Source organism: Amycolatopsis sp. NPDC049159, from assembly GCF_040648295.1.
In the GTDB taxonomy this organism is placed as follows: domain Bacteria; phylum Actinomycetota; class Actinomycetes; order Mycobacteriales; family Pseudonocardiaceae; genus Amycolatopsis; species Amycolatopsis pretoriensis_A.
Genome location: NZ_JBEZDL010000016.1, coordinates 132200 through 156550 on the forward strand (window position 1 = coordinate 132200; position 24351 = coordinate 156550).

The 24351-nt window shown below is 72.1% G+C and carries 25 protein-coding genes; 14 read left to right on the forward strand and 11 right to left on the reverse strand.

Annotation, left to right across the window (positions count from 1 at the left end; genetic code table 11):
• Positions 1 to 4 precede the first annotated feature (4 nt).
• On the forward strand, positions 5 to 817 hold the full coding sequence (locus AB0B33_RS28235; protein WP_360777180.1) for a PHP domain-containing protein: 813 nt from the start codon (positions 5 to 7) through the stop codon (positions 815 to 817).
• 3 nt (positions 818 to 820) lie between these two features.
• Here AB0B33_RS28235 and AB0B33_RS28240 read toward each other — a convergent pair whose 3' ends face one another.
• Positions 821 to 1855, reverse strand: a complete 1035-nt coding sequence (locus AB0B33_RS28240) for a Glu/Leu/Phe/Val dehydrogenase dimerization domain-containing protein (protein ID WP_360777182.1) — start codon at positions 1853 to 1855, stop codon at positions 821 to 823.
• A 77-nt stretch (positions 1856 to 1932) separates the two neighbouring features.
• On the opposite strand from AB0B33_RS28240, the gene AB0B33_RS28245 reads away from it, so the two are divergent.
• The 3 genes from AB0B33_RS28245 (at position 1933) to AB0B33_RS28255 (ending at position 3393) form a co-directional block, all read left to right on the forward strand.
• Complete coding sequence (locus AB0B33_RS28245; RefSeq protein WP_360777184.1) at positions 1933 to 2391, forward strand: Lrp/AsnC family transcriptional regulator; 459 nt, start codon at positions 1933 to 1935, stop codon at positions 2389 to 2391.
• Positions 2392 to 2528: 137 nt separating this feature from the next.
• Complete coding sequence (locus tag AB0B33_RS28250) at positions 2529 to 2786, forward strand: hypothetical protein (protein ID WP_247019972.1); 258 nt, start codon at positions 2529 to 2531, stop codon at positions 2784 to 2786.
• 40 nt (positions 2787 to 2826) lie between these two features.
• Positions 2827 to 3393 (forward strand): GNAT family N-acetyltransferase, encoded by a 567-nt coding sequence (locus AB0B33_RS28255; RefSeq protein ID WP_360777186.1) that lies wholly within the window; start codon positions 2827 to 2829, stop codon positions 3391 to 3393.
• Between the two features lie 82 nt (positions 3394 to 3475).
• On the opposite strand, the gene AB0B33_RS28260 is transcribed toward AB0B33_RS28255, so the two are convergent.
• Positions 3476 to 4432, reverse strand: coding sequence for an NADPH:quinone oxidoreductase family protein (locus tag AB0B33_RS28260; RefSeq protein ID WP_247018269.1), 957 nt, complete (start codon positions 4430 to 4432; stop codon positions 3476 to 3478).
• A gap of 42 nt (positions 4433 to 4474) precedes the next feature.
• Here AB0B33_RS28260 and AB0B33_RS28265 point away from each other — a divergent pair, with 42 nt between their 5' ends.
• Positions 4475 to 5008: a QsdR family transcriptional regulator gene (locus AB0B33_RS28265; protein ID WP_247018268.1), complete on the forward strand. Its 534-nt coding sequence runs from the start codon at positions 4475 to 4477 to the stop codon at positions 5006 to 5008.
• Here the strand turns inward: AB0B33_RS28265 and AB0B33_RS28270 are convergent.
• Together AB0B33_RS28270 and rsmI are read right to left on the reverse strand one after the other, a co-directional pair.
• Entirely contained in the window at positions 5001 to 5216 is a 216-nt protein-coding gene (locus tag AB0B33_RS28270) for a hypothetical protein (protein WP_360777189.1), read from the reverse strand. The genes AB0B33_RS28265 and AB0B33_RS28270 overlap by 8 nt on opposite strands.
• Complete coding sequence (rsmI, locus tag AB0B33_RS28275; RefSeq protein WP_247025504.1) at positions 5213 to 6052, reverse strand: 16S rRNA (cytidine(1402)-2'-O)-methyltransferase; 840 nt, start codon at positions 6050 to 6052, stop codon at positions 5213 to 5215. The genes AB0B33_RS28270 and rsmI overlap by 4 nt, the downstream gene beginning before the upstream one ends.
• A gap of 80 nt (positions 6053 to 6132) precedes the next feature.
• On the opposite strand from rsmI, the gene AB0B33_RS28280 reads away from it, so the two are divergent.
• Positions 6133 to 7701 carry a phospholipid carrier-dependent glycosyltransferase gene (locus AB0B33_RS28280; RefSeq protein ID WP_247018264.1) on the forward strand — a complete coding sequence of 523 codons (1569 nt, stop codon included), beginning with the start codon at positions 6133 to 6135 and terminating at the stop codon, positions 7699 to 7701.
• Here AB0B33_RS28280 and AB0B33_RS28285 read toward each other — a convergent pair whose 3' ends face one another.
• Positions 7702 to 8415 (reverse strand): helix-turn-helix transcriptional regulator, encoded by a 714-nt coding sequence (locus AB0B33_RS28285; protein ID WP_360777359.1) that lies wholly within the window; start codon positions 8413 to 8415, stop codon positions 7702 to 7704. It abuts the gene before it with no gap.
• Positions 8416 to 8491: 76 nt separating this feature from the next.
• Here AB0B33_RS28285 and AB0B33_RS28290 point away from each other — a divergent pair, with 76 nt between their 5' ends.
• Positions 8492 to 9061 (forward strand): class I SAM-dependent methyltransferase, encoded by a 570-nt coding sequence (locus tag AB0B33_RS28290; protein WP_360777191.1) that lies wholly within the window; start codon positions 8492 to 8494, stop codon positions 9059 to 9061.
• On the opposite strand, the gene AB0B33_RS28295 is transcribed toward AB0B33_RS28290, so the two are convergent.
• A complete protein-coding gene (locus AB0B33_RS28295; RefSeq protein WP_360777193.1) occupies positions 9058 to 10821 on the reverse strand; it encodes a serine/threonine-protein kinase in 1764 nt (587 codons plus the stop codon). The genes AB0B33_RS28290 and AB0B33_RS28295 overlap by 4 nt on opposite strands.
• A gap of 183 nt (positions 10822 to 11004) precedes the next feature.
• Between AB0B33_RS28295 and AB0B33_RS28300 the strand changes: the two genes are divergently transcribed.
• Positions 11005 to 12876 (forward strand): propionyl-CoA synthetase, encoded by a 1872-nt coding sequence (locus AB0B33_RS28300; protein ID WP_360777195.1) that lies wholly within the window; start codon positions 11005 to 11007, stop codon positions 12874 to 12876.
• Between the two features lie 65 nt (positions 12877 to 12941).
• Entirely contained in the window at positions 12942 to 14510 is a 1569-nt protein-coding gene (locus tag AB0B33_RS28305) for a beta-N-acetylhexosaminidase (RefSeq protein WP_360777197.1), read from the forward strand.
• Here the strand turns inward: AB0B33_RS28305 and AB0B33_RS28310 are convergent, their stop codons facing one another.
• Together AB0B33_RS28310 and AB0B33_RS28315 are read right to left on the reverse strand one after the other, a co-directional pair.
• Positions 14511 to 15107, reverse strand: coding sequence for a TetR/AcrR family transcriptional regulator (locus tag AB0B33_RS28310; RefSeq protein ID WP_360777199.1), 597 nt, complete (start codon positions 15105 to 15107; stop codon positions 14511 to 14513). It lies immediately after the preceding gene.
• Entirely contained in the window at positions 15097 to 15780 is a 684-nt protein-coding gene (locus tag AB0B33_RS28315; protein ID WP_360777201.1) for an MOSC domain-containing protein, read from the reverse strand. The genes AB0B33_RS28310 and AB0B33_RS28315 overlap by 11 nt, the downstream gene beginning before the upstream one ends.
• Before the next feature lie 55 nt (positions 15781 to 15835).
• Here AB0B33_RS28315 and AB0B33_RS28320 point away from each other — a divergent pair, with 55 nt between their 5' ends.
• Positions 15836 to 17194, forward strand: coding sequence for a M20 family metallopeptidase (locus tag AB0B33_RS28320; RefSeq protein ID WP_360777203.1), 1359 nt, complete (start codon positions 15836 to 15838; stop codon positions 17192 to 17194).
• Here AB0B33_RS28320 and AB0B33_RS28325 read toward each other — a convergent pair.
• Positions 17163 to 17531 carry a DUF779 domain-containing protein gene (locus AB0B33_RS28325; protein ID WP_360777205.1) on the reverse strand — a complete coding sequence of 123 codons (369 nt, stop codon included), beginning with the start codon at positions 17529 to 17531 and terminating at the stop codon, positions 17163 to 17165. The genes AB0B33_RS28320 and AB0B33_RS28325 overlap by 32 nt on opposite strands.
• A complete protein-coding gene (locus AB0B33_RS28330) occupies positions 17531 to 19054 on the reverse strand; it encodes an aldehyde dehydrogenase family protein (protein ID WP_360777207.1) in 1524 nt (507 codons plus the stop codon). The genes AB0B33_RS28325 and AB0B33_RS28330 overlap by 1 nt, the downstream gene beginning before the upstream one ends.
• 113 nt (positions 19055 to 19167) lie before the next feature.
• On the opposite strand from AB0B33_RS28330, the gene AB0B33_RS28335 reads away from it, so the two are divergent.
• Entirely contained in the window at positions 19168 to 20646 is a 1479-nt protein-coding gene (locus AB0B33_RS28335; RefSeq protein WP_360777209.1) for a GAF domain-containing protein, read from the forward strand.
• Positions 20647 to 20650: 4 nt separating this feature from the next.
• Here AB0B33_RS28335 and AB0B33_RS28340 read toward each other — a convergent pair whose 3' ends face one another.
• Positions 20651 to 21628 (reverse strand): NAD(P)H-dependent oxidoreductase, encoded by a 978-nt coding sequence (locus AB0B33_RS28340; RefSeq protein ID WP_360777211.1) that lies wholly within the window; start codon positions 21626 to 21628, stop codon positions 20651 to 20653.
• Between the two features lie 97 nt (positions 21629 to 21725).
• Here AB0B33_RS28340 and sigJ point away from each other — a divergent pair, with 97 nt between their 5' ends.
• The 3 genes from sigJ (at position 21726) to AB0B33_RS28355 (ending at position 24024) form a co-directional block, all read left to right on the forward strand.
• The gene (sigJ, locus tag AB0B33_RS28345) at positions 21726 to 22580 is read left to right on the forward strand and encodes an RNA polymerase sigma factor SigJ (protein WP_360777213.1); all 855 of its coding nucleotides are present in this window, start codon (positions 21726 to 21728) and stop codon (positions 22578 to 22580) included.
• Between the two features lie 110 nt (positions 22581 to 22690).
• Positions 22691 to 23488: an SGNH/GDSL hydrolase family protein gene (locus AB0B33_RS28350; RefSeq protein ID WP_360777215.1), complete on the forward strand. Its 798-nt coding sequence runs from the start codon at positions 22691 to 22693 to the stop codon at positions 23486 to 23488.
• On the forward strand, positions 23467 to 24024 hold the full coding sequence (locus tag AB0B33_RS28355; RefSeq protein ID WP_360777217.1) for a TetR/AcrR family transcriptional regulator: 558 nt from the start codon (positions 23467 to 23469) through the stop codon (positions 24022 to 24024). The genes AB0B33_RS28350 and AB0B33_RS28355 overlap by 22 nt, the downstream gene beginning before the upstream one ends.
• The last annotated feature ends 327 nt before the right edge of the window (positions 24025 to 24351 follow it).

A 24351-nucleotide genomic window follows, 5' to 3' on the forward strand; every position in this document is an offset into this window, starting at 1 on the left:
CCGGGTGACGATCGACCTGCACGCGCACAGCACGGCGTCCGACGGGACGACACCGCCGTCGGAGCTCCCCCGGCTCGCCGCCGAAGCCGGACTGACGGTACTCGCGCTCACCGACCACGACACCTTCGCGGGGCTGGCCGCGGCGTCCGCTGCTTCGGACATCGAGCTGATCCCCGGCGTCGAGATCTCGTGCCGGCTCGACGACGCCGAGGTGCACCTGCTGGGGCTGTTCGTCGATCCCGGGCACGCGGGACTGGCCGCCGAGCTGGAGCTGATCCGCACCGACCGCGACCGGCGCGGGGTGCGGATGGTCGAGCGATGCCGGGAGCTGGGCGCGCCGATCACCCTTTCGCAAGTGAAGGAGATCGCCGCGGGCGCGCCGCTCGGCCGGCCGCACATCGCCGCGGCGCTGGCCGCCGTGGGCATCACCGACGCCTTCACCCCGGAGTGGATCGCCGACGGCGGCCGCGCGGACGTGCCCAAGCACGTCCTGGCCACGGCGGACGCGATCGGGCTGGTCCGGGCAGCCGGGGGTGTCGCGGTGCTCGCCCACCCGCGGTCGGTCAAGCGGCGGGCCGAGGTCTCCGACACGCAGCTGGCCACGCTGGCCGAGGCCGGGCTCGCCGGGATCGAGGTCGACCACCCGGAGCAGCCACCGGAGGTCGGCGCGCGACTCCGGGAAGTGGCCGCGGACCTGGGGTTGCTCACGACGGGGTCGAGCGACTTCCACGGCGACCGCAAGCCGGTCCGCCTCGGCGACTTCACGACATCACCCGAGGTGTTCGCGACGCTGCGGGAGGCTGCCGGAAGGCCGTGAACTTCAGGGAGTACGTGGCGCCGCACCAGAAGTGAGCCGTCGCCCGGCCAGCGCGGCCGCCTCGTGCAGCGGGGTGGTCGCGTTGGCGTCGGCGGCCTTCAGGAGATCGGTGACGGTCTGCTCGATCGTCTCGACGCGGGCGAGCGCGGCCTCGTGGTCCAAGCCCTCCGCCTCGCGCGAGAGTGTGTACAGGATCCCGCCGGCGCTCGCGACGTAGTCGGGGATCCACCGCACGCCGCGGGCGGCGAGGTCGTCGGCCACGGTGCCGGCGGTGAGCTGGTTGTTGGCCGGCCCGACGACGAGCGGCGTGTCGAGCCGGGCGACCGTCTCGGGGCTGAGCACGCCGCCGACCGCCGCCGGGATCAGCACGTCGGCGGTCAGGGTGAGCGCTTTCCCGGGTTCGGTCCAGGTCAGGCCGCTCTTCTCGGCGTCGGCGCGCTTCGCGGGGTCGATGTCGGAGACGACGACGTCGGCGCCGGCCGCGTGCAGGCTCGCCGCGAGGTGCGCGCCCACGGAGCCGTAGCCGCTGATCACCACCCGGCGTCCCGTCACGTCCGCCGTGCCGAGGGCGGCCCGCAGCGCCGCGAGCACGCCGACGGCGGTCGGGCCGCTGGAGGAACCGGTTCCGCCGGCGGACTCGGGCGTGCAGAACGCGTACGGCGAGGCCTCGCGCAGCACCAGCATGTCGGCCGGGCCGGTGCCGACGTCCGGGCCGGCCCGGTACGCGCCGCCGAACTCGGCGATCAGGTCGGCGTGGTCGAGCAGGACGTCCCGGCGCTCCCCGGGCGAAAGGACCCGCCCGGGCTCCGGCGCGATGACGCTCTTGCCGCCGCCGAACGCGAGCCCGGCGACGGCGCACTTCGCCGTCATGGCCTCCGACAGCCGCAGGACGTCGCCGACGGCTTCTTCGATCGTGGGGTAGGGCTTGAAGCGGCAGCCGCCGACGGCGGGGCCGAGCGCGGTCGAGTGGATCGCGACCATGGTGGTGATGCCGGATCGACGGCCACGCCGGGCGAGGAGGTGCTCATGTGCGGTCATGGCAGCCGAAGTTAGAGTGATCGTCGGCGGTGCGGCGGTCGTACCGAACGAAATTCGGTCCCGACGAGGAGGTCACGGTGCTCGACGAACTTGATTCGGCGATCGTGCGGCACCTGCAGGAAGACGCGCGGCAGACCAACCGGGACATCGCCCGCAAGGTCGGCATCGCGCCCTCGACGTGCCTCGAACGCATCCGGCTGCTGCGCGAACGCGGCGTGATCCGCGGCTACCACGCCGACATCGACCTGGCGAGCCTCAACCGCGGCGTCCGGGCGCTGGTCACGGCGCAGGTGCGGCCGCTGAGCCGGGTGGTCATCGACTCCTTCCAGCGGTCGATCGCCGAACTGCCGGAAGTGCTCTCCGTGTACGTGACCGCGGGCAGTGACGATTTCCTGATCGAAGTCACCACGCCGGACATCGACGCGTTGCACGCTTTCCTCACCGACCGGCTGGCGCTGCGCCGGGAGATCGTGGGGTTCCGCACGTCGATCGTTTTCCGCCACCTGCGCAAGACGACGCTTGAACCGCTCGCTTAGGGGTATCCGGGGATCACCCGGAAAAGCGCGACACGCCACCCCTACGTGAACCCCTGAAATACCCGGGTTCGCACGCTCAGAGGCGGAAACTGTCGGTGGTGAGGCGTCTAATGAGCGAGACGGAAGGAGGCACCGCCATGATCACCGAATTGAACCATCGTGAGCGGGCCACGTTGAGAGCCGTGGCCGGGGGCCGCGCCGAAATCAGCTGCAGCTGCGAGCCCGACCTCTTCATCGACGGCCTGAGCTGCTGCGACCAGTCCACCGTGCACCGGCTCGCCCGGCTCGGGATGATCGCCCCGGCCCACCCGGGCAAGTGCGGCGAGCGCGTCCCCGCCCTGCTGACCGAGGCCGGCTCGCAGGCGCTGGGCGAAGTCCTCGCCATCGCCGCGTAATTTCGTTGCCACGCACTGGGGTCACTGCCAGCATCACCCGATGCACGTATTCCTCGAAACCGAGCGGCTGATCCTCCGCCGGTTCACCGAGAACGACGCGGACGCGCTCTTCGAGCTCTACGACGACGCGGACGTGATGAAGTACCTCAATGGGGGCCTGCCGGCCGACCGCACGGAGATCGTCACCCTCGATCTCCCCGCGTTCCTCGGTTACTACGAGCGTTTCCCCGGTTACGGGTTCTGGGCGGCCATCGAGAAGCGGACCGGCGATTTCCTGGGGTGGTTCCATTTCCGCCCGCGTCCGCAGGACCCGCCCGACGAGCCGGAGCTGGGGTACCGGCTGCACCGCAAGGCCTGGGGGCGGGGCTACGGCACCGAAGGCTCGGCGGCGCTGCTCGCGAAGGGGTTCACCGAACTGGGGGTCACCCGCGTGACGGCGTTCACCATGACGGTGAACCAGCGGTCGCGGCGCGTGATGGAGAAGCTGGGGATGACGTTCGTCCGCACGTACTTCGAGGAGTTCCCCGAGCACGAGCGCGCCCCGGGCAGCGAGCACGGCGAAGTCGAGTACGCCATCACCCGCGAGCAGTGGTCCAGCCGGTCGTGAGTGTTCAGGACGGTTAGAACCGCCCTGAACACTCACGAGCCGGTGGCGAGCGGGCGGTGGGAACCGCCCTGAACACTCACGACTACTTGCCGGGGTCGAGCAGGAGCTTGCCGACGGTCTTGCGGGAGCGCAGGGCCTCGTGCGCGGCGCGGGCGTCCGCCAGCGCGTACTCGCCGCCCGGGATGGCCTTGAGCCGGCCCGCCAGCACGAGGTCGAAGAGGTCGTTCAGCGCGGTGCCGAAGACGTTGCCGGGCAGCCGGAAGACGTGCGGCAGCCACATGCCGCTGATGGTCGTGCTGTGGCCGAGGACGTTGCGCAGCTCGACCGGCTTCGGGCTTTCGCGCCCGGCCATGCCGTAGAACGCGAGCCTGCCGAACGGCGCCAGCGCGGCGATGCTCTGGTCGGTGGTGGTCCCGCCGACCATGTCGAGCACGACGTCGACGCGGCGGCCGCCGTTCGCTTCGATCAGCGCGGCGGTCATGTCCCCGGCGCGCGAGTCGATCGCGACGTCGGCGCCCAGCTCCAGCGCGAGGGCGCGCTTCTCCTCGCTGCTGGCGGTGGCGATCACGCGGCCCGCGCCCCAGGCCTTGGCGAGCTGCACGGCGATGGTCCCGACCCCGCCGGCGGCGGCGTGCACGACGACCGACTCGCCCTTCTCGAGGTGGGCGTTGCGGCGCAGCAGGACCCACGCGGTGGTGCCCTGGACCAGCATGGACAGCGCGGTGAGGTCGTCGACGCCGTCGGGCACCGGGAAGGTCGTGCCCTCGGGCGCGACGGCCCGCTCGGCGTACCCGCCCCCGCCGTTCAGCAGGGCGACGACGCGCTTGCCGTCGTGGGTCCCGACCACTTCACCGCCGGGGACGAGGGGCAGCTTCGACGGCGCGAGGTAGCTGTTTTCGGCCTGGTGGGTGTCGGCGTAGTTGACGCCGACGCGATCGACGGCGATCAGCACCTCGCCGGGCCCGGCCACCGGGTCGGGCAGCTCGACCGGCGTGAGCACCTCGGGTCCGCCGAACTCGGTCACCTGCACTGCGCGCATGTCGTGTTCCCTCTCCGTCGTGGCTGTGAGACATTCTGGCATATGTCTCAGGAGTTCGAGCGGGCACGCGAGTGGTTCCTGGCCGGCCGCCGGGTCGACATGGGCGAGCTGGCGGAGGACCGGTCCATCAGCCGCGCCACCCTGCACCGCCGGGTGGGCTCCCGCGACCGGCTGCTCGGCGAGATCCTGTGGTCGCTGTCGGCGGCGTCGATCGCCCGGCTGTGGCCGTCCTGCGTGGGCCGCGGCGCGGCGGGGGTGGCGGACTTCGTGAGCGGTTACGTCGGGTTCGCGAACGACTCCCCGCCGTTCCGCGACTTCCTGCGCCGCGAGCCGGAACGCGCACTGCGGCTGCTGACGACCCGCGCGAGCGTCTGCCAGCAGCGGACGACGGCGAAACTGGTGGAGCTGCTGTCGGGCGAGGTCTCGGCGGGGCGGCTCGTCCCGCCGCTGCCGGTCCCGGACCTGGCCTACCTGCTGGTGCGGATCGGCGAGTCGTTCGTGTACACGGACGTGATCACCGGCGACGCCCCCGACGCGGCGAAGGCGCACGCCGCGGTGACGGCGCTCCTCACCTGAGCCCGGCCGCCTCGGCCCGCGAAGCGCGTGCTTCCGCCGCGGCCCACTCCCGGTCTTCGGCGAAGAGCAGGAGAGGGGCCAGCGCTTCGAGCGCTTCCGCGATCGCCACCCGCCAGGCCGCGAAGGCCGCGGTGCCGAGTTCTTCACCGGGCTTCGCGGCCCGCACCCGCCGAAGCTCCCTCAGCGCGGCGCGCAACTCCGGCGTCACTCGGCCTTCCGCGCCGCCAGCACGGCGTCGTAAAGCTCCTTTTTGGACACGCCCGTCGCTTCGGCGACCTCGGCCGCCGCGGTCTTCAAGCGCTCGCCCGCCGCGACGCGGGACTGGACCTCCGGCACCAGGTCCGCCACCGAAAACTCCCGCGGCGCGGCACCGGCGAGCACCACCGTGATCTCCCCGCGCACCCCGTCGGCCGCCCAGGCGGCCAGCTCGGGGAGCGTCCCCCGCTTCACCTCTTCGTACGTCTTCGTCAGCTCCCGGCACACCGCGGCCCGCCGCGTGCCGCCCAGCACCGAAGCCGCGTCCGCCAGCAAGGACGCCAGCCGGTGCGGGGACTCGAAGAACACCGCCGTCCGCGGCTCGTCGCGCAACGACGTCAGCCACCGGGTCCGCTCGCCGGGCTTGCGCGGCGCGAACCCCTCGAAGCAGAACCGGTCGCACGGCAAACCGGACAAAGCGAGCGCCGTGGTCACCGCGGACGGCCCGGGCAGGCACGTCACCGGCAGGTCCTCCGCGACGCACGCCGCCACCAACCGGAAGCCCGGATCGGACACACTGGGCATACCGGCGTCGGTCACGAGCACGACCGTCTCGCCCGCGCGTAACGATTCGATCAGCTTCGGCAGCCGCGCCGTCTCGACGTCTTCGTAGAAGCTCACCACCCGGCCGCGCGGGGAGACCTCCAGCGCGGACGCCAGCGACTTCAGCCGCCGGGTGTCCTCCGCCGCGATGACGTCGGCTTCCGCCAGTGCTTCCGCCAGTCGGGGCGAGGCGTCGCCGACGTCGCCGAGCGGGGTCGCGGCGAGCACGAGACGACCGGGAAGCAGCGAGGGACTCACCCGGCCAGCCTAGGCTGATCAGCGGATCCGGACGACGGACGCCCTGTCCCGCCCGTAGGATCGCCCCCGTGACCGCCGTGCTGACCCGTCCCGACGACGAAAGCGTCCGGCCGGACCCGGTCGAGGCGCTCCGGCCGCCGACCGACCGCGAAGTGACCCTGCTCGGCCGCGGCATGCCGACCGACCGGCTGCGCGGCTGGATCGTCACCCTCGTGCTGACCGTGATCGGCGGCATCGTCCGGCTGCAGAACCTCGGCGTGCCGACCGACAAGGGCAGCCCGGTCTTCGACGAGAAGCACTACGTGCCGCAGGCGTGGCAGGTGCTGCGCAACGGCGGTTACGAGGACAACTACGGCTACGAGCTGGTCGTCCACCCGCCGCTGGCGAAGCAGCTGATCGCGATCGGCGAATGGCTGTTCGGCTACAACGGCTGGGGCTGGCGGATCATGCCCGCGCTGGCCGGGACGCTGATCATCCTGCTCACCATCCGGATCGCGCGCCGGCTCACGCGCTCGACGCTGCTCGGCGCCATCGCCGGCATCCTCGTGATCAGCGACGGCGTGCTCCACCTGCAGTCGCGCATGGGCATGCTGGACATCTTCATCGCGCTGTTCGTGCTCGCCGCGTTCGCCTGCGTGCTCGCCGACCGCGACCAGGTGCGCGAGCGGCTCGCGACGGCCGTGCGCGAAGGCTGGGTCAACGAGTCCGTGTGGGGGCCGAAACTCGGCTTCCGCTGGTGGCGGTTCGCGGCCGGCCTGATGATCGGGCTCACCTTCGGCGTCAAGTGGTCGGCGCTGTACTACATCGTCGCGTTCGGGCTGCTCACCGTGTTCTTCGACGTCGCGGCGCGGCGCGCGGCCGGCGTCGAACGGCCGTGGCTGGGCACGATCCGCCGGGACGTGCTGCCCGCGCTGTGGGCGATCCTGGTCATCCCGTTCCTCATGTACTTCGCCGCGTTCTGGGCGTGGTTCGCCAGCGAGACCGCCACCGACCGGCACTACACGGAGATCAAGGACATCGCGCCGGGCGCCTTCGCGTGGGTGCCGCCGGCGCTGCGCTCGCTCGGCGACTACACGGCGAACGTCCTGCACTTCCACGAAACGCTGGTCACGCCCAAGGACAACCCGCACCCGTGGGAGTCGAAGCCGTGGACGTGGCCGATGGGCCTGCGCCCGATGCTCTACAGCTACAACGGCGAAGCCACCGGCTGCGGCGAGTCCCGCTGCATCAGCGCGACGATGCTGATCGGCACGCCCGCCATGTGGTGGGCGGCGATCCCGATGCTCGGCTGGGCGGCCTGGCGCTCGATCTTCCGCGCGGACTGGCGCTACGCGGCCGTGCTCGTCGGCTACCTCGGCGGCTACGTCTTCTGGTACACCAACATCGACCGCCAGATGTACTTCTTCTACGCGACGCCGCTGGCCGCGTTCCTGGTGCTGGGCCTGACGTTGTGCCTCGGCCAGATCCTGGGCAGCGCCCGGCGCGGCTTCGAGAGACGCGGGACCGGCCTGCTCGTGGTGTCGCTGTACGTCGGTCTGGTGGTGGCGAACTTCGCCTGGCTGTGGCCGATCCTGAACGGCATCGCGATCACGAACGGCCAGTGGGAAGCCGAACGCTGGCTGCCCTCCTGGCGGTAGCTAGCCCGCGAAGTAGGCCACCGGCGTGACCCCGACGGCGCGCCGGAACGCCGCCACGAACGCGCTCGCCGAGCTGTAGCCCACGCGGTGGGCCACCGTCGCCAGCGGCGTGCCCGCGGCCAGCAGCGGCAGCGACGCCCGCAGCCGCACCTGCGTGCGCCACGTCCCGAACGGCATCCGGCCTTCGCGGGCGAACGCCCGCGCCAGCGTCCGCTCCGACGCGCCGACCGCCCGGCCGAACTCGGCGAGCGTGCGGGGATCGGCCGGGTTCGCGAGCAGGACCCGCTCGACGTCTCGGGCGCGCGGGTCGGTCAGCGGCGGTACCGCGATCGGCACCACGTCGAGCGGCTCCAGCAGGTCGAACGCCACCGCTTCGGCACGCACCCGGGCGGCCGGCGCGACACCGGCGCCGGTCAGGTACTCCAGGAGCTCGCGCAGCAGGGGCCGGACGACGACCACCCGCGGCTCCGGCCACGACACCGGCGACAGCGCGGGGTCGGCGTAGATGCCCCGCAGCGCTGCCCGGCCGAGCGCGCCGGTGCGGTGCCGGACGCCCGCGGGCATCCACAGCGCGCGCGTCGGCGGCAGCACCCAGCCCGCGTCCCCGGACTTGACCGCGACGACCCCGCGCGCCGACCAGACCAGCTGGTGCACGGGGTGTTCGTGCCAGGGGAACCAGGTGCCGGCGGGCAGGTCGAACTCGCCGAGCAGCATCGCTTGACCGGTTGACGACATCACCTGGCACGCTATCGGCTTCCGGCCACGCCCGCGCCGAAATAGCGTCGGACGCATGCCGATGAACCTGATCCACCGGAAGATCTGCAGCTCGGAGAAGTGGGCCGCGACCGTCGAGGAGCGCCTGACGCCCTGGCTGGCGGACCGCGATCTCGGCGACGACGTGCTCGAGATCGGTCCCGGCTTCGGCGCCACGACAAGGGTGCTGCTCGAGGCCGTCCCGAAGCTGACCGTGCTGGAGATCGACCCCGCGTCGACCGAGCTGCTGCGCGCGAAGTTCGGCGACCGCGCCGAGGTCGTCGAGGGCAGCGGCGCCGAAATGCCGTTCGAGGACGGCCGCTTTTCGGCGGTGGTGTGCTTCACGATGCTGCACCACGTGCCGACCGCCGAGCTGCAGGACGCGATCTTCGCCGAAGCGGCCCGGGTCCTGCGCCCGGGCGGCACCTACTGCGGCAGCGACGGCCAGCTCAACCTCAGGTTCCGCCTGCTGCACGTCGGCGACACGATGAACGTCGTCGACGCGGCGACGTTCCCGGCCCGCCTCGAGAAGGCGGGCTTCGAACAGGTCGACGTCCGGCTGGAGCCGAAGCAGCTCGTGCTCTTCGAAGCGGTGAAGCCTGGCTAGCGGCGGGGCACCTGGCCACCCGGCTGCCGCGGCACCACGCGGGTCACCGGGCCGTCCGCGGACTTGCCCGCGCGGGACAGCCAGCCCTCGACCTCGCGGCGCACCGAGGTCAACGTCGGACGACGCCGCGGCTCGGGGTCCAACGAAGCCGCCAGCAGGCGCGCGTGCGCGCTCCGCTGAGGCAGCCGCGACACCGGCTCCGCACGGGCCGCCGCCATCAACGCCGCCATCGGGGTCTCGCGCGTGCCGCGCGGAGGCTGGCCGGAGAGCGCGTAGCTGATCGTCGCCGCCAGCTGCCACGCGTCGGACGCCGGGGACGCCGCCGAGCCCATGGCCTGCTCCGGGGCGACGAAGTCGGGCGTGCCGATCATCATCCCGGTGGCCGTCATCTTCGAATCGCCCTGGCTGCGCGCGATGCCGAAGTCGATCAGGTGGGCCAGGCCGCTCGGGTCCAGCACGATGTTCGACGGCTTGATGTCGCGGTGCAGGACGCCCTTCTCGTGCGCCGCGGCGAGCGCGCCCGCCATCGTCGCCCACAGGCGGCCGGCGGCGACGTCGTCCAGCGGGCCCTGGCCGTCGACCAGCTCGGCCAGCGGACGGCCTTCGAGGTATTCCATGACCAGCGCGAGGCCGTCCGGTTCCTCGGCCAGGTCGTACACCTTGACGCAGTTCGGGTGGCTGACCACGGCCAGCGCGCGGGCCTCGCGCTGCATGCGCTCGGCGGTGTCGCGGTCCGGCGCGTGCGCGATCTTCAGCGCGACCGTGCGGTTCAGCTGCGTGTCGACGGCCTGCCAGACCGTGCCGAAGCCACCCGCGCCGAGCTGCTTGACGCGCCGGTAGCGGCTGCCGCCGGCGTTGCGGGAGCCGGGCGGCGGCGGGATCGGCCCGGGGGCCGCGGCCAGCGCGCCCGCCATCGGCGGCGGTTCCGGTGCCGACGCCAGCGCCGTCTTCGGGTACGGCTTGTTGACCGGCGGCGGCGGTGGCGGCGGCGGGGTCGGCCGGGGCTGCATCTGGGACGGCGACGGGGGCGGCGGCCGGTACGGCTCGGGTTCACGGCGCGGCGGCGCGTCCGAGCGGTTGATCACCGACCACGGCGGTGGCCCGACCATCGCGACCGGGATCAGGCCCAGCACGCTGAACGGCAGGAAGCCGAGCCAGAAGTGCAGCGCGGTGTTCGCCTCCATGCCGACGCTGAACGCGAGCATCGCGGCGAACGGGATCCAGAAGAACCGGGACGGCCACTTCGGGCCGCGGCGGAAAGCGGTGCGGCCCTGCAGCATCACGAACAGCAGCGAGCCGGCGGGCAGCAGGATGAACGCGGCCACGTACACGAAGGTCGGCAAGGCCGCGTTGTTCTTGTAGAACAGCACCTCGTAGACGTTCGGGCCGCCGCCCAGGTACTCCTTCTGCGTGTCCACCCAGCAGGAGCCGCTCGCCAGCGTCGCGGCCTCCGCGCGCGGCAGCCCGGACTTCGTGCCCGCCCGCTCGGCGCGGAAGACACCCGAGATGCCGTTGGACAGCAGCCACGGCAGGATCAGCGCGCTGACCAGGCCGATCGCCCCGAACACCGACAACGTCGTGGCGTCGTAGCGGTTGCCGGTGCCCTTGCGGATGATCGACACCGCCAGCGCGCCGATCGGCGGGAGCAGCGCGACGAGCGCGCCGGCCGCACTCGTGGCCCAGACCCAGTCGCCGGGGCAGAAGCCCGGGCCGAACAAGGAATGGGCTAGCGAGAGCAACGCGCTCGCGAGTCCGTTCACCGCCGGATCCCCTCACTGTCCGTGTTCACTTCTCACCGTCTCGCGGCATTTCCCCGCGGTCCAGCTTAGGACGCAGCCGGCGGCCGTGGGGTTGCCGGGTCTTCAGCGTGCCTGGAATCCGGCGGGCTCGCCGCTCGCGCGCCATGATGGGGTCCGGCGGACGTTCGACGCGAAGGAGCGGCAATGGGCGCGTACTCCGAGGCCTACCGGCACAGCCTGCGGGACCCGGAAGCGTTCTGGCTGGCCGCGGCCGGTGCGATCAGCTGGACGAAGCCCCCGGCCCGGGCCCTCGACGAGTCGGACCCGCCCTTCTTCCGGTGGTTCCCGGACGCCGAGCTGAACACCTCGTACAACGCGCTGGACCGGCACGTCGAGGCCGGGCGCGGGGGCCAGGCCGCACTGATCTGGGACTCTCCCGTGACCGGACGGCAACGCACCTACACCTACGAAGAGCTCCGCGACACGGTCGCGCGGTTCGCCGGCGCGCTCAGCTCCCTGGGGGTCACCAAGGGTGACCGCGTCATCGTCTACCTGCCGATGGTGCCGGAGGCGGCGATCGCGATGCTGGCCTGCGCGCGGATCGGCGCGGTGCACTCGGTGGTCTTCGGCGGGTTCGCGCCCAAGGAGCTGGCCGCGCGGATCGAGGACGCGAAGCCGAAGGTGATCCTGGCGGCGTCCTGCGGCATCGAGCCGACGCGGGTGGTCGAGTACCAGCCGATCATCCGGGCCGCGCTCGAGCTGACCGAGCACCAGCCGGACCACGTCGTCGTGCTGCAGCGCGAGCAGGCCCCGGCGACGCTCGAAGGGCGCGAGCGGGACTGGCGCGAGCTGGCCGCGGGCGCGGACCCGGTCGATCCGGTGCCGGTCGCGGCCACCGATCCGCTGTACATCCTCTACACGTCCGGCACGACCGGGAAGCCGAAGGGCGTCGTGCGCGACACCGGCGGCCACGCGGTCGCGCTCGCCTACTCGATGGACGCGGTCTACGACGTCCACGCCGGCGACGTCTGGTGGACGGCGTCCGACGTCGGCTGGGTCGTCGGGCACTCCTACATCGTCTACGCGCCGCTGCTCGTCGGCGCCACGACGGTGGTGTACGAGGGCAAGCCGGTCGGCACGCCGGACGCGGGGGCGTTCTGGCGGGTCATCGCCGAACACGGCGTCCAGGCGCTGTTCACCGCGCCGACCGCGTTGCGGGCCGTCAAGAAGGTCGACCCGGACGCGCGCGAGCTGGAGAAGTACGACCTGAAGGCGTTCAAGACGCTGTTCATGGCCGGCGAGCGGCTCGACCCGGAGACCCTCCACTGGGCGCACGAGAAGCTCGGCGTGCCGGTGATCGACCACTGGTGGCAGACCGAGACCGGCTGGCCGATCGCCGCGAACCCGCGCGGCCTCGAGCCGATGGCCGTCAAGCCGGGGTCGGCGACCAAGCCGGTGCCCGGCTGGAACGTCCGGATCCTCGACCAGGCGGGCGAGGAGCTGCCGCCCGGCCGCGAAGGCGCCATCACGGTGCGGCTGCCGCTGCCGCCCGGCTCGCTGCCGACGCTGTGGGGCGACGACGAGCGCTACCGCGAGGCCTACCTCTCCCGCTACGAGGGCCACTACCTGACCGGCGACTCCGGCTACGTCGACGAAGACGGCTACCTGTTCGTCATGGGCCGCACCGACGACGTCATCAACGTCGCCGGCCACCGGCTGTCGACCGGGTCGATGGAGGCGGTGCTCGCCGCGCACCCCGCGGTCGCCGAGTGCGCCGTGATCGGCGTCGCCGACCAGCTCAAGGGCCAGCTGCCCCGCGGGTTCGTCGTGTTGAAGGCGGGCGCGGACATCCCCGAGGAGCAGCTGCGCGACGAGCTCGTGGCCATGGTCCGCCGGGACATCGGGCCGGTCGCCGCGTTCCGCGATGTGTCCATTGTGGACGCGTTGCCGAAGACGCGGTCGGGCAAGATCCTGCGCAAGACCATGCGCGCGATCGCCGACGGCCGCGACGAAGCCGTGCCGTCGACGATCGAGGACCCGAGCGTGCTGGACGCCATCCGGCAGGCCCTTCGTTAAGGATAGTTCCAAATGCTCCGGCTGGTCTGTACCTTTGGGAGCAGTCCCCGACCGGAGGTGCACTGATGCGCTTGTCCAGAGCCGTCTTGACCGCGGCGATCGTGAGTCTCACGGCGGCCGGCCTGCCCGCCTCCGCGGCGGCGGCTTCCCCCGCCGCACCGGAACGCAGCGTGACCGACGTCGTCCCGGCGCCTGTGTCCGCGAAGGCCGACCCGCGCGGCGACTTCCGGCTCACGCCGTTCACCGTGATCACGGCCGACCGCGGCGCCGGCCAGGTCGCGGACTACCTGCGCGGCCTGCTCCGCCCGGCCACCGGCTACCCGCTGCCGGTCGTACCGCACAGCGTGGGCCTGCCCGCGATCTCGCTGAAGCTGGGCCGCGACGCGCGGATCGGCACCGAGGGTTACGAACTGAAGGTCGCGCGCGACGGCGTCACCCTGAAGGCGAACACCGCCGACGGGCTCTTCGACGGCGTCCAGTCGCTGCGGCAGCTGCTGCCCTCGGCGATCGACGCGAAACGCGTGCAGCACCGGACGTGGACCGTCGCCGGCGGCACGATCCTCGACTACCCGCGCTTCGCCGAGCGCGGCGCGATGCTCGACGTCGCCCGGCACTTCTTCAAACCGGACCAGGTCAAGCGGTACGTCGACCAGATCGCCCAGTACAAGGTCAACACCCTGCACCTGCACCTCGCGGACGACCAGGGCTGGCGCATCGAGATCAAGAGCTGGCCGAAGCTGGCGACGGTCGGCGGCAAGACGGCCGTCGACGGCGACCCGGGCGGCTACTACACGCAGGCGCAGTACCAGGACATCGTCGCGTACGCGGCTTCGCGGCACATCACGGTGATCCCGGAGATCGACATGCCGGGCCACACCAACGCGGCGCAGTCGACGTACGCCGAGCTGAACTGCGACGGCAAGGCCGTGCCGGTGCGCACGGACACCGAGGTCGGCTACAGCTCGCTGTGCATCTCCTCGCCGATCACGTACAAGTTCGTCGAAGACGTCGTCCGCGAGCTGGCGGCCATCACCCCCGGGCCGTACCTGCACATCGGCGGCGACGAGGCGCACTCCACTCCGCCCGCGGACTACATCGCGTTCGAGAAGAAGGTGCAGCCGATCGTCGCCGAGTACGGCAAGAAGGTCACCGGCTGGCACGAGATCGCGAAGTCGGACCCGCCCGCGTCGGCCGTCCCGCAGTACTGGGACTTCGGCGGCGACAACCCGAGCGTCGCGGCGGCCGCGGCGCGCGGCAGCAAGATCCTGATGTCGCCGGCGAACTACGCGTACCTGGACATGAAGTACGACGCTTCGACACCGCTCGGCCAGGACTGGGCCGCGCTGATCGAGGTTCGCGATGGGTACAACTGGGACCCGGCGTCGCTGGTGACCGGCGTCGGCGAGCACCAGATCGCGGGTGTCGAGGCGCCGCTGTGGACCGAGACGCTCCGCACCAGCGCCGACATCGAGTACATGGCGTTCCCGCGCCTGCCGGGCATCGCGGAGATCGGCTGGTCCCCGAAGTCGACGCACGACTGGGACGCCTACCGCGCGCGGCTGGCGAAGCAGTCCCCGCGCTGGGTCGCCCAGGGCATCAACTTCTACCGCTCCCCGCAGGTCGACTGGAAGTAGTTACGCGCCGGCCAGGCGGGCGCGGATCGCTCGCCTGGCCAGCTCGTACGCCTGCGTTCCACCGTTCAGCACCGCGTCGGCGTTGGCCGCGCGGCCCAGTGCGTGCAGCTCGAACGCCAGGACTTCCGCGTCCGCGTCCAAGTGACCGAGGGCGACTGCTTCGCGAGCTGACTCGCGGATGAACGCGGCGAACGAGCCGCTCGCCGCGGCCACCGCGTCGTGGACCCGGCCGGGCCGCGCGTCGAACTCCGCGCCGACGTTGAAGAAGAAGCACCCGCCCGGGAACACGCGCTTTTCCGAGTACTCCAGCCAGTTTTCGCAGATCGCCCGCAACCGCGGCAAGCCGGGCTCGGCCGAGAGCGACGGCGTGACCACGTACGAACGAAAGATCTCCAGCGCCGCCTCGATCGTCGCCAGCTGCAGCTCCTCCTTGGAGCCGAACAGCGCGAACACGCCGCTCTTGCTCAGCTCCAGTTCGGTGGCGAGCCGGCCGAGGGATAGCCCATCGAGGCCGTCGACCGACGCGACGTCCACCGCCCGGCGCAGCACCAGGCGGCGGGTCGCGTCGCCGCGGGCGATCCGGCCGTCAACCGGCACGCCGCGCCCGCCAGCGGTCCACAGTGGACTGGATGCCCGCGCTCCACGACACGGCCAGCTCGGGCGTCGCCAGCACGCGGTCGGCGAAGTCCAGCGCCGCCTCGACGCGCTCCGGCGGCAGCTGCCCGTAGTTCGCGAAGGAGATGACGTAGACCTCGGCGATCGTCGGCCCGGCCGCGCGCTCGACCAGCTCGACCGCCCCCGACGTCGGCACCGTGCCCGGCCGCAGCACGCGCAGGTACCAGCCGCTGCGCCCGGAGTCGATCATCGCCGGCGTGATGTCCTTGCGGCCGGTCTTCATGGCGAGCTTGTAGCACGGCGACCGCGGCTGCGAGACCTGCACGAGCGCGTCGCCCCAGGCCCAGACGTCCCCGATCCGCACGTCGTCCTCGGTGATCCCGGACAACGAAATGTTCTCGCCGAAGTCGGCCGTCTCGACCTCGAAGCCGTCTTCTCGCCAGGCCGCGTAGTGCTCGGCCGGGTAGACGTAGACGGCTTTGTCGGGGCCACCGTGCACGGTGAGGTCGGCCTGCCGGTCACCGTCGAGGTTCAGCTCGGTCAAGGTCAGCTCCGGCGCCGCGACCCGCGCCTTCGTGATCCCGCTCAGCACCGGCTGCTCCCGCCGGTGGCCCAGGACGCTCGGTTCCCCCACATACACGCCGTCGACGTTCATGCCCCCGAAGATAGCACGACCGTTCGTATAGTTTACCCCCTTTAGGCTGGCGGGCATGGATCTGCCCGGCAAGGCCCGCGCCCACGTCGACTCCGGTGCGCTCTTCACCGAACTGGCCCGGCTGGTCGCCTACCCCACGGTGAGCGACGCCCCCGAGGGCCGCGCCGCCGTCCAGGCGTACCTCGACGAGGTCCTGACCCCGGCGCTGACCGGCCTCGGCTGCGACGTCACCCAGCACGCCAACCCGGACCCGGCGGGCGGCCCGTTCCTCGTCGGGGTCCGCACGGAAGGAGAAGACCTGCCGACGCTGCTGTGCTATGGCCACGCCGACGTCGTCGGGGAAGCCGGGCAGTGGCGCGACGGGCTCGACCCGTGGACGCTCACCGCGGACGGCGACCGCTGGTACGGCCGCGGCACCGCGGACAACAAGGGCCAGCACCTGATCACCCTCACGGCGTTGCGGCTGGTGCTGGCCGAACGCGGGAAGCTCGGCTTCAACCTGAAGTTCCTCTTCGAGACCGGCGAAGAGATCGGCTCGCCCGGCCTCACGGAGTTCGCGGCCCAGGAGAAGGACCTGCTGAGCGCCGACGTCCTGATCGCCTCCGACGGCCCGCGCCTCGACGCGGCCACACCGACGCTGTTCCTCGGCGCCCGCGGCGGCATCCGGCTCACCCTCGACGCCGACCTGCGCCCGGACGCCCGCCACTCCGGCAACTGGGGCGGGATCCTGCGCAACCCGGCGACGACGCTCGCCGCCGCGATCGCGACCCTCGTCGACGGCCACGGCCGCATCCGGGTGCCCGGACTGCTGCCGCCGGAACTGCCGGACACCGTGCGCGCCGCACTGGCCGACGTGGTCGTCGACGCACCGGACGAGGGCTGGGGCGATCAACGGCTCACGCCCGCCGAGCGGCTCTACGGCTGGAACACCCTGGAGGTGCTGGCGCTCGACGCCGGGAACGCCGACCGCCCGGTCAACGCCATCCCCGGCCGCGCCCGCGCGGTGCTGCAGCTGCGGTACGTCGCGGGCACCGACGTCGACGGCGTCGCACCCGCCATCCGGAAACACTTCGCCGCGCACGGCTTTCCGATGCTCGACGTCCGAGCCGACGCGAGCTTCCTGGCCAGCCGCACGCCGGTGGACGACCCGTGGGTCGGCTGGGCCAAGTCCACTTTGGACGCGGTCGCGGAGAAGCCCGTCGCGCTCCTGCCCAACTTCGGCGGCGGCCTGCCCAACCACGTCTTCACCGACGTGCTCGGGCTGGCCACGCTGTGGCTGCCGCACTCCTACCCGGGCTGCCTGCAGCACGCGCCGGACGAGCACCTGCTCGCCCCGGTCGCCCGGGAAGGGCTGGTGCTCGCCACGGCGTTGTTCGACGCCTTCAGTTCAGCGCCGCGGACTCCTCGTCGGTGAGCAGCCGGGAGCGGATCAGGAAGCGCACGCCTTCGGGCGCCTCCAAGGAAAACCCGCTCCCGCGCCCGGGCACGACGTCGATCGTCAGGTGCGTGTGCTTCCAGTACTCGAACTGCGGCCCGGACATCCAGACCGGCACGTCCTCGATGCCTTCCACTTCCAGTGCACCGAGGTTGACGTCGGACTGCCCGGTCTTGAACTCACCCGCCGGGTAGCACATCGGGGCGCTGCCGTCGCAGCACCCGCCGGACTGGTGGAACATCACCGGCCCGTGGCGTGACACCAGCTGCCGCAGGAGGTCCGCGGCAGCCGGTGTCAGGTCGACGCGCTCGGTCATCAGAAGAACCCGAGCGCCTGGTCGGAGTAGGAGACGAGCATGTTCTTCGTCTGCTGGTAGTGGTCGAGCATCATCTTGTGGTTCTCGCGGCCGATGCCGGACGCCTTGTAGCCGCCGAAGGCCGCGTGCGCCGGGTAGGCGTGGTAGTTGTTCACCCAGACGCGGCCCGCCTGGATGTCGCGGCCGGCGCGGTAGGCGGTGTTGCCGTCGCGCGACCAGACACCGGCGCCGAGGCCGTACAGCGTGTCGTTGGCGATCTTGATGGCGTCGGCGTAGTCGTCGAACTTCGCCACGGACACGACCGGGCCGAAGATCTCCTCCTGGAAGATCCGCATCTTGTTGTCGCCGGCGAACACGGTCGGCTCGACGTAGAAGCCGCCGGAGAGCTCGCCGCCGAGGTCGCTGCGGGTGCCGCCGGTGAGGATCTCGGCACCCTCCTGCTTGCCGATGTCGATGTAGGACAGGATCTTCTCGAGCTGGTCGTTGGACGCCTGCGCGCCGATCATCGTCTCGGTGTCGAGCGGGTGGCCCTGCTTGATCTTGCGGACGCGCTCGACGCCGTCCCCGAGGAACCGGTCGTAGATGCCCGACTGGATCAGCGCCCGCGACGGGCAGGTGCAGACCTCGCCCTGGTTCAGCGCGAAGAGCGCGAAGCCCTCCTGCGCCTTGTTGTAGAAGTCGTCGTTCCGCGAAGCGACGTCGTCGAAGAAGATGTTCGGGCTCTTGCCGCCGAGCTCGACGGTCACCGGGATGATGTTTTCGCTGGCGTACTGCAGGATCAGCCGTCCGGTGGTGGTCTCGCCGGTGAAGGCGACCTTGCGCACGCGGTTGCTGGAGGCCAGCGGCTTGCCCGCCTCGACGCCGAAGCCGTTGACGATGTTGACCACGCCCGGCGGGATCAGGTCGCCGATGATCGAGAACAGCAGGTGGATCGACGCCGGGGTCTGCTCGGCCGGCTTGAGCACGATCGCGTTGCCCGCGGCCAGCGCCGGGGCGAGCTTCCAGACCGCCATCAGGATCGGGAAGTTCCACGGGATGATCTGCGCGACCACGCCCAGGGGCTCGTGGAAGTGGTAGGCGACGGTGTTCTCGTCGACCTGCGAGATGCCGCCCTCCTGGGCGCGCAGCGCGCCGGCGAAGTAGCGGAAGTGGTCGATGGCCAGCGGGATGTCGGCGGCGAGGGTCTCGCGGACCGCCTTGCCGTTCTCCCACGCCTCGGCGACGGCGATCGCCTCGAGGTTGCGCTCCATCCGGTCGGCGATCCTGAGCAGGACGTTCGCGCGTTCCTCCGGCGAGGTCCGGCCCCACGCCGGTGCGGCGCCGTGGGCGGCGTCGAGCGCCTTCTCGACGTCCTCGGCGTTACCGCGGGCGATCTCGCAGAACACCTTGCCGGTGACGGGCGTCGGGTTCTCGAAGTACTGGCCGCTCGCGGGCGGGACGTACTCGCCGCCGATGTAGTGGTCGTAGCGCGATTCGTAGCTGACGACGCTGCCTTCGGTGTTCGGTGCGGCGTACTGGACCATCTTCCCTGCCTCGTTGCTCGGAGTGACGGGTGACCTGGTGGCCGCCGAAGGTAGGTGCGGCAACGTTGCACGCGCGTTGCACCCCTGTGAGCTGGCTCTCTACGCTGGAGGACGTGGCAGAGGCGCCCGAACCGGAGCTGCTGCGCGACCCCGAGTCCTACGCGCGGCTACTGGAGCACGTCCGCGAGGCGGTGCTCCAGGGCGTTCCCGGGCCCCGGCCGCCGCGGTCGGTCGTCTCCGACTCCTGGAACCGCTCGCTCGCCGCCCGCGTCGACCCGGACGAGGGCGAAGCGCCGTTCGTCTACGACACCGGCGACCTCGCGGCCCTGCGGGAAGCCCACCCGCTGGCGCCGGTGCTGCCGGTGCTGCGGCAGATGCTGGTGAGCATCGCCGACGACGCCGAGCACGTGATGATCGTGACCGACGCCGACGGCCTGATCCTGTGGCGCGAGGGCGCGGCGGGCCAGCTGCTGCGCGGTGACCGCGTCGGCCTCACCGAGGGCACGCGGTGGAGCGAAGCCGCGATCGGCACGAACGCGATGGGCACCGCGCTGGCGACCGGCGACCCGGTGCAGATCTACTCCGCCGAGCACCTGGTCCGCCGCTACCACGCGTGGACGTGCGCGGCGGCGCCGGTGCGCGACCCCGAAACCGGCGTGCTGCTCGGCTCGATCGACGTCAGCGGGCCGTTGCGCACGGTGCACCCGGCCATGCTTTCGCTGGTCACGGCGACGGCGCAGCTCGCGGAAGGCCAGCTGCGCGCCCAGCTCGCGATCCGTGACGAGCAGCTGCGGCGGGTCAACATGCCGCACCTGGACGCGTTGCGCGGCCGCCCCGGCGCACTGCTTTCGGCCGGCGGCCGGGTGCTCGCCGCGCAGGCGTGCCTGCTGCCGTCCACTGTGGACGTGCGGCGCGGCGGCGGCACGGTGACCCTGCCCGACGGTCGCATCGCGACGGTGGAACCCTTGGCCGAGGGCTACCTGCTGCGGCTGTCGTCGCCGTCCACCGGTGGCGGGCCGCGGTCCCGGCTGTCGCTGGAGTACCTCGCGGACGGCGCGTTCTCAACCACTGTGGACGGTCGCGAGGTGCCACTGACGTTGCGGCACGCGGAAATCCTGACCCTGTTGAGCCTGCACCCGAACGGCCTCTCGGCGGAACGGCTGGCGCTGCAGCTCTACGGCGAGTCGGGCAACCCGGTCACGGTCCGCGCGGAGATCCACCGGCTGCGCTCCCAGCTGGGCGCGTCGGTGGTGCAGACGCGCCCGTACCGGCTGGCGGCGGACGTCGACGCCGACTTCACCCGCGCCCGCACGGCGTTGCGCACCGGCTCGCCCGCCGACGTCCTGCGTGCCTTCCGCGGTCCGCTGCTGCCGGACTCGGAAGCGCCGGCGATCCGCGAGGAGCGCGAATCCCTTACTGCGCAGGTGCGTCAGGTGGCGCTCAACAGCGGCGACGCGAGCGTGCTGTGGTCGTTCTGGGAAACCGCCTGCGGCGTCGACGACTTCGCGGTGCTCGACGCGCTGCTCAAGACGCTCCCCGCGGCCGATCCGCGGCGGGCCGCCGTGACGGCCCACCGCGCCCGGCTCGCTTGAGCCGTCAGGGTTCCAGGTCGGTCAGGCCGCGCCCGGTCGCCATGTCGAACGGCACGGACGCCTGGTCGTGGCCGATCACCCAGCCGTCGCCGGTGTCCCGGAAGACGAACGTGGCCCGGACCCACATGCCCGCGGTGGTGACGCCGTTCTTCAGCGTCCCGCTGACCCGGCCGAAGCCGTGCCCGACGGCGAGGTCTCCGCTCACCGCGACGGTCAGGTCGCGCAGTTCGTAGTCCACCTCCTCGAAGATCGTGAACACCTTCGCCCAGTTCTTCAGCTTCGCGTCGACGCCCACGTGCTGCAGCGGCGGCTCGACGTCGAACGACACGACGTCCGCGGCGTAGCTCCGCCGCAGCGCTTCGAGGTCCTTGCTCCGGAGGCCGTCGATCATCGCGTCGATGCGGCCACGGATCGCGGCCTCGGCGTCCCCGCGCCGCAGCGGGGCGAGCGCGGTGCTCCAGGCGACGACGTGGTCGAGCACCGTGTCCAGCGCGGTGAGCTGGTGCTCGCCCGGCGCGAAGGTGGCGCGGTCCGCGAACTCGGTCGCCAGCGGCAGCGTGACCTGCGGGGCCACGTCCGCCAGCTGCAGGGCCCCGCAGACCAGCCGCAGCTGCTCGACCGACCGGGCCCCGCCGACGCCGCCGTAGGAGACGAACCCGGCGGCCTTGGTGTTCCACTCGGGGTGCACGACGTCCATGGCGTTCTTGAGCACGCCGGGAACGGAGTGGTTGTACTCCGGCGTGACCAGCACGAACCCGTCGCACGCGGCGACGGTCGCGGCCCAGGCCCGGGTGCGTTCGTCGGAGTACTGCCCCGAGAATCCGGGCGGCTGCTCGAGGTGGGGCAGCGGGTGGTCGCGCAGGTCGATCAGCGTGAACCGGGCGTCGGTGCGCCGGCTCGCCCGCTCGTGGACCCACCGGGCCACCTGGTCCCCCACGCGGCCGGGCCGGGTGCTGCCCAGCACGATTCCGATCTCGATCATCGTTTTCCCCTGTTCGGTTCGGCTTCGAGGGGTACGACGAAGCAGGGCGGCGGGATGTCAGGCTGACGTTCGAAGGAGCTGCGTCGTCGGAGGGGACATGACGACACCCGTCGACGGCGAACGCCGTCACCTGCTCAACCTCGCCTACCGGCTGCTCGGCTCCCTGGCCGAAGCCGAGGACGCGGTGCAGGAGACCTACGTCCGCTGGTACGCGCTCTCGCCGGCCCGGCGCGACGCGATCTCCTCGCCCGGCGCGTGGCTGACGACGGTCGCCGGCCGGATCTGCCTGGACGTGCTGGGTTCCGCGCGTGCCCGGCGCGAACGGTACGTGGGCGAGTGGCTGCCCGAGCCCGTGCCGGACCAGGCCGACTCGGTCGCCGACCGGATCACCCTCGACGAGTCGGTCACCATGGCCTTCCTCGTGACGCTCGAAGCGATGACCCCGGCCCAGCGGGTCGCGCTCGTCCTCCACGACGTCTTCGGGTACGCGTTCACCGAGGTCGCGGCGATCACCGGCCGCACACCGGCGGCGTGCCGCGAACTGGCCTCGTCGGCCCGCCGCCGCGTCCGCGGGGCTCGCCCCGCGACCACCGCCACCGGGCACGCCGAGGTGATCAGGGACTTCAAGCAGGCGTGGGAAGCGGGCGACATCGACGCCTTGGTCGCCCTCCTCGACCCGGCCGCGACCTTGACGGCGGACGGCGGCGGCGTGGTCCGCGCCGCGCTGACCCCGATCGAAGGCGGCGAGCCGGTCGCGCGGTACGTGGCGGCGCTCGCCGCGGGCGGCCTGACGCTCGTGGAGCGCGCGGTCAACGGCCTCCCGGGCCTGCTCCTCCAGCGCGGCGACGACCTCGCGGCCGTGTACGCGTTCGACGTCGCCGACGGCCGGATCACGCGCATCTGGGCGATGCGCAACCCGGAGAAGCTCCGGCCCTGGACCACGTCTCGCTGACACGCTACCCGCGCCGGTGTTGCGGGCGCGTCCGGACCCGAAGTAGACACCGTCTACAGAAGTTTGATAGACAGTGTCCACAAGGTGAACCACGGGTTACGGAGATCGGGATGAGCCACCACCGTTTCGTCGTCCTCGGCGACAGCTGCGCCGAAGGTCTCGACGACCCGTACCCCGGGCAGGACCACTACCGCGGCTGGGCCGACTTCGTCGCCGCCCGGCTGGCGGCGGGCGAGCCGGACTTCCGCTACGCCAACCTCGCCGTGCGCGGACGGCGGCTCGACCAGATCGTGCCCGAGCAGGTCCCGGCCGCGACGCGGCTCGAGCCGGACCTGATCGCGCTCTTCGGCGGCGGCAACGACGTGATGAGCCGGGGCTGGGACGCGCGCACGGTCGCCCGCCGCGTCGACGCCGCGATCCGCGCGTGCACCGAAATCTCGCCCACCGTCGTCACGTTCACCCTCAGCGACATCTCCACCCGGATGCCGCTCGGGCAGCGGATGCGGCCGCGGATCGTCGCGCTCAACGAGGCCATCCGCGAAGCCGCCGTCAGTTACGGCGCGCTGCTCATCGACCTGTGGCCGGACCAGGCCGTCACCGACTCCCGCTACTTCGGCGCCGACCGGCTGCACCTGTCCGAGCTCGGGCACCGCCGGCTCGCCGCGTACGTCCTCGGCCGGCTCGGGCTCGAGTACGACCCCGGCTGGCTGGCGCCGCTGCCGGGCACCGCGGCCGCGGGAAACTGGCGTGCCGACCTGCATTGGCTGTTACGCGAGGTGCTGCCGGTCGCCGTGACGCGCACGCGCAACCGGCTGATCGGCCGCCAGCCGGGCGACGGCTTCCTGCCGAAGCGCCCGGACCTGCTCCCCATGACGAGGGACGAAGCGTGGGCACCCGGCAACGCCTGATCGACACCGCGTCCGAGCTGCTGGCCGGCGAAGGCGTCGACGCGGTGACGCTGCGCGGGATCGCGAAGGCCGCCGGCGTTTCGCACGGCGCGCCGCTGCGGCACTTCTCCGGCCGCGCCGAGCTGCTGTCCGCCGTCGCGACCCGCGGGTACGCCGACCTGCTCGCCCGCCGGGAGACGCTGCCGGAGAACTCCCCGCGCGAGCGGCTCACCGCGGCCTGCCACAGCTACCTCGACTTCGCGCTGACCAACCCGGCGATGTTCGAGCTGATGTTCCGCCGCGACCTGGTCGACGCGGACGACCCGGCGCTCTCGGCGGCGGCGAGCGCGGTGTTCGACACGTTCGCCGTGCTGGTGGCGGCGGTCCCGACACCGGTCGCGCGCTCGGGCGCCGACCTGCGGCTGGTGGCGGCGTCGCTGTGGGCGGCACTGCACGGCCTCGCCCAGCTGTGGCTGTGGGGCGGCCTGGCGGGGGCGAGTTTCGCACCCTCCCCGGAGGCGGCGCTGGCCGTCACGCTCGACGCCTACCTGGGCTGAGGAGCGCGCCGAGGTCCTGCCGAACGGCGAGCACGGCCGGCAGCGAGCGGAGGCCGAGTTCGCGGTTGCCCCAGCGCCCCAGACCGTGCGCGGTGCTGCGCCGCGGTGTCCCGCTGGTAGCCCCAGTCCGGCCGGCGCGGGCGCACGCACACTTCGGTGAACCCGGCGATCTCCCCGGTCCCCTTGTGAACCGCGGCGCAGCCCGGGCGCCCACCTCACCACCCGGTAGCCCACCGGGACGGTCACGCCCCAGCGCGACCGCTCGGCTTCGGCGACGACCAGGACCTGACGCACGATCGTCCGCACCCGGCGAACGCGACGAGCTCG

Coding starts and splice junctions, on each gene's coding strand:
- AB0B33_RS28285 (WP_360777359.1), bottom strand. CDS start 8,415: ATGCTGCTCGGCGAGTTCGACCTGCCCGCCGGCACCTGGTTCCCCTGG.
- AB0B33_RS28315 (WP_360777201.1), bottom strand. CDS start 15,780: ATGAACGTCGACGGCGTGTATGTGGGGGAACCGAGCGTCCTGGGCCAC.
- AB0B33_RS28290 (WP_360777191.1), top strand. CDS start 8,492: ATGCCGATGAACCTGATCCACCGGAAGATCTGCAGCTCGGAGAAGTGG.
- AB0B33_RS28330 (WP_360777207.1), bottom strand. CDS start 19,054: ATGGTCCAGTACGCCGCACCGAACACCGAAGGCAGCGTCGTCAGCTAC.
- AB0B33_RS28255 (WP_360777186.1), top strand. CDS start 2,827: ATGCACGTATTCCTCGAAACCGAGCGGCTGATCCTCCGCCGGTTCACC.
- AB0B33_RS28305 (WP_360777197.1), top strand. CDS start 12,942: ATGCGCTTGTCCAGAGCCGTCTTGACCGCGGCGATCGTGAGTCTCACG.
- AB0B33_RS28240 (WP_360777182.1), bottom strand. CDS start 1,855: ATGACCGCACATGAGCACCTCCTCGCCCGGCGTGGCCGTCGATCCGGC.
- AB0B33_RS28260 (WP_247018269.1), bottom strand. CDS start 4,432: ATGCGCGCAGTGCAGGTGACCGAGTTCGGCGGACCCGAGGTGCTCACG.
- AB0B33_RS28325 (WP_360777205.1), bottom strand. CDS start 17,531: ATGACCGAGCGCGTCGACCTGACACCGGCTGCCGCGGACCTCCTGCGG.
- AB0B33_RS28350 (WP_360777215.1), top strand. CDS start 22,691: ATGAGCCACCACCGTTTCGTCGTCCTCGGCGACAGCTGCGCCGAAGGT.
- AB0B33_RS28265 (WP_247018268.1), top strand. CDS start 4,475: ATGTCTCAGGAGTTCGAGCGGGCACGCGAGTGGTTCCTGGCCGGCCGC.
- AB0B33_RS28320 (WP_360777203.1), top strand. CDS start 15,836: ATGGATCTGCCCGGCAAGGCCCGCGCCCACGTCGACTCCGGTGCGCTC.
- AB0B33_RS28340 (WP_360777211.1), bottom strand. CDS start 21,628: ATGATCGAGATCGGAATCGTGCTGGGCAGCACCCGGCCCGGCCGCGTG.
- AB0B33_RS28300 (WP_360777195.1), top strand. CDS start 11,005: ATGGGCGCGTACTCCGAGGCCTACCGGCACAGCCTGCGGGACCCGGAA.
- AB0B33_RS28250 (WP_247019972.1), top strand. CDS start 2,529: ATGATCACCGAATTGAACCATCGTGAGCGGGCCACGTTGAGAGCCGTG.
- sigJ (WP_360777213.1), top strand. CDS start 21,726: ATGACGACACCCGTCGACGGCGAACGCCGTCACCTGCTCAACCTCGCC.